Source organism: Streptomyces sp. E2N166 (genome assembly GCF_003671715.1).
GTDB lineage: Bacteria > Actinomycetota > Actinomycetes > Streptomycetales > Streptomycetaceae > Streptomyces > Streptomyces thinghirensis.
In genome coordinates this window covers 19,177-22,003 of record NZ_RAIF01000032.1, presented here as the reverse complement: position 1 = coordinate 22,003, position 2,827 = coordinate 19,177, and the positions used below count along the sequence as shown (strand labels likewise).

Here is a 2,827-nt window from a genome sequence, read left to right as displayed (position 1 = left end):
CGTGTACCGCATCCTTGCCGCGTTCGAGGAGAGCGGGCAGGCCCGGCGCGGCTATGTCGTGGAGGGGCTGGGCGCGGCGCAGTTCGCCATGGAGGGTGCCGTCGACCGGTTGCGCGCGGTGTCGAACGCCCGGGAGCGCGGCGAGGGTCCGCCCGGGCGGCCGGACTTCACCGGCGGCGGCTTCGACGCCCACGTTTCACCCGACGGCTCCGACAGTCCGGGTGACCCGGTCGTCGGCGGCTCCCCCTTCGACGACTTCCCGCCCGGCGGCCACGGGCACGCCGGCGCGACGGGCCACTCCGGCGACGTCTTCGCGGCCCCTCCGCAGCCGCCGGCCTCCCGGGGTGACTATGTCTCCGCCCGCGACTACGCCGAACCGGGCGCGGGCGGTCCGCGCGGAGGCGGCGCACACGGCGGTTTCGGCGGCCCGCGCGGTGCGTACGGCACCGGGTTCGCGGGCCGTCACGGCCGCCCCTCCGCCGGTCCACGGGCCATCGTCCTGGCCGCCGCCGACCCGGCCAACGCCTACGGCGCGGCCCTCGGCTGGCCCGAGCCCCCGGCCGGTGCCACGCACAAGCCGGGCCGCAAGGCGGGCTCCCTGGTGGTACTCGTCGAAGGTGAACCGGCGCTCTACATGGAGCGCGGCGGCAAGACGCTCCTGCTCTGGCCCGCCGCCCCGGACGGCCTGCCCACCGACGATCCCGGTCTGCGGGCGGCCGCGGAGGCGCTCGCCTCGGCCGCCCGCGCCGGTTCCCTCGGTACGGTCACGGTGGAGCGGGTCAACGGCGCGGCGGCCCTCACGTCCCCCTTCGGCCCGCTCCTGGAGGAAGCGGGGTTCATCGCCACCCCGCGCGGCCTGCGCATCAGAGCCTGAGCCTGTCACCCTTGACCCATGCCCGAAGGAGACACGGTCTGGCAGGCGGCGCGGCGGCTGCACGACGCCCTCGCGGGCAAGGTGCTGACCCACAGCGACTTCCGCGTGCCGCGGTACGCCACGGCCGATCTCACCGGCCGTACGGTCCTGGACGTCACTCCGCGCGGCAAGCACCTGCTCACCCGGGTCGAGGGCGGCCTGACGGTGCACTCGCACCTGCGGATGGACGGCTCCTGGAAGGTGTTCGCGGCCGGGCAGCGCTGGAGCGGCGGCCCGGCGCACCAGATCCGCGTGATCCTCGGCACGGCGGACCGCACGGCCGTCGGCTTCCGCCTCCCGGTGCTGGAACTCCTCCGCACCGCCGACGAGGAGCGCGCCGTCGGTCATCTGGGACCGGACCTGCTGGGCCCGGACTGGGACCCCGAGCTGGCCCTTGCCAACCTGCGTGCGGACCCCGCCCGCCCGCTCGGTGAGGCGCTGCTCGACCAGCGCAATCTCGCCGGTGTCGGCAACGTCTACAAGTGCGAGCTCTGCTTCCTGCTCGGCGTCACTCCCTGGCTCCCCGTCGGGGACCTGCCCGCCGCGCACGCCGTGAAGCTGCCCGCGCTCGCGAAGAAGCTTCTGGAGGCCAACCGGGACCGCCCGGTCCGCCGTACGACGGGCCTGCGCGGCCAGGACCTTTTCGTGTACGGCCGTGCGCCCCGCCCTTGCCTGCGCTGCGGCACGTCGGTCCGGGTGGCGAACCAGGGCGACGGCTCCCGGGAGCGTCCCACGTACTGGTGCCCGACCTGCCAGCCCGGTCCTGCGCCGCGCCCGGCCGGCCGTACCGGTACCGGGCCGCGGCGCGGGCCGGGGTGACTCGAGCAGACGAGCTGAGCCCGCATGCTGAGCCAGCGCGCTGAGCCGACGCGCTCAACCGGAGAGCTCAGCCGGCGAGCAGGCCGTCCATCTGGCCGACCGCCTCGCGCAGCCCCTCCTCCATGCCCATCTTCGCGAGCTGGTCCATCTGCTCCCGGGTGTCGAAGGCCGAGCGCATCTCCATGCGGGTGCCGCCGTCACGCTCGGTGAGCGTGACCCGGGTCGTGGTCACCGGCATGTCCGCGCTCGGCACGCCGTCCGCGTCGGCGAATCCGTCGGTGAACTCCAGCGACGTCGGCGCGTCGACCGAGGCGATCCGCCACCACCCGCGGTGCTTGTCTCCCTCGGGCCCGGTCATGAAGTACGTGACGTCCCCGCCTGGGGTCAGGTCGTGCTCCTCGACCGTCGCCGGGTAGGTCGGCGGGCCCCACCAGCGCTCCAGCTGCCGCGGGTCGGCCCACAGCTGCCACACCCGCTCGACGGGCGCGGCGAAGTCGGCGACGAGGGTGAAGGTCAGGTTGTCGAGATCCTTGTCCAAGCTGGTGACACTCATCAGATCTGTCCTTCCGTCGGGTCGTGTGCGTCGGGTTCCGCGTCCTGGGCGAGCAGGTGGGACATCCGCTCCACCCTGCCGCGCCAGGCCGTCTCGAGTTCGTCCAGTGCCTGCCGGGCCCGGCCCACGGCGTCGGGGTCGGTGCGCACGATCTGCTCCCGTCCCCGGCGCTGCTTGACCACCAGGCCGGCCCGCTCCAGTACCGCGACGTGCTTCTGCACCGCGGCGAAACTCATCGGATAGGCCTCGGCCAGTCGCGACACCGACAGGTCGTCCCGTACGCAGCGACGCAGGATGTCGCGGCGCGTCGTGTCGGACAGCGCGTGGAACAAGCGGTCCACGCGCTCTTCGGCAACTTCGGAAACCCCATCTACAACCATTTGGTTGTAGATTAGTCGGGTCACGTCCCGTTGTAAAGCGCTACCACCGGGACCGCGAGGAGGCGGAGGCGTCTCCGGCCCCGCGCCGCAGGGCCCGCCGCCACCGCCCCACACCCAAGGCCCCCGCGGCCGGCGGCTGGGGGCTGAGCGTGCTGCCGGTGC

The 2,827-nt window shown here is 74.0% G+C and carries 3 protein-coding genes and 1 pseudogene; 2 read left to right on the top strand and 2 right to left on the bottom strand.

Features of this window, described 5'->3' with window-relative positions; translation table 11 throughout:
• Both EBH09_RS39240 and EBH09_RS27190 read left to right on the top strand, forming a co-directional pair.
• Positions 1 to 874 (top strand): annotated as a pseudogene (locus EBH09_RS39240) (DEAD/DEAH box helicase); the annotation flags it as partial.
• An 18-nt stretch (positions 875 to 892) separates the two neighbouring features.
• Entirely contained in the window at positions 893 to 1,732 is an 840-nt protein-coding gene (locus EBH09_RS27190) for a DNA-formamidopyrimidine glycosylase family protein (RefSeq protein ID WP_121749585.1), read from the top strand.
• A 67-nt stretch (positions 1,733 to 1,799) separates the two neighbouring features.
• Here EBH09_RS27190 and EBH09_RS27185 read toward each other — a convergent pair whose 3' ends face one another.
• Both EBH09_RS27185 and EBH09_RS27180 read right to left on the bottom strand, forming a co-directional pair.
• On the bottom strand, positions 1,800 to 2,285 hold the full coding sequence (locus tag EBH09_RS27185) for an SRPBCC domain-containing protein (RefSeq protein ID WP_121749584.1): 486 nt from the start codon (positions 2,283 to 2,285) through the stop codon (positions 1,800 to 1,802).
• Positions 2,285 to 2,665 carry a metalloregulator ArsR/SmtB family transcription factor gene (locus tag EBH09_RS27180; protein WP_121749583.1) on the bottom strand — a complete coding sequence of 127 codons (381 nt, stop codon included), beginning with the start codon at positions 2,663 to 2,665 and terminating at the stop codon, positions 2,285 to 2,287. The genes EBH09_RS27185 and EBH09_RS27180 overlap by 1 nt, the downstream gene beginning before the upstream one ends.
• Positions 2,666 to 2,827 lie beyond the last annotated feature (162 nt).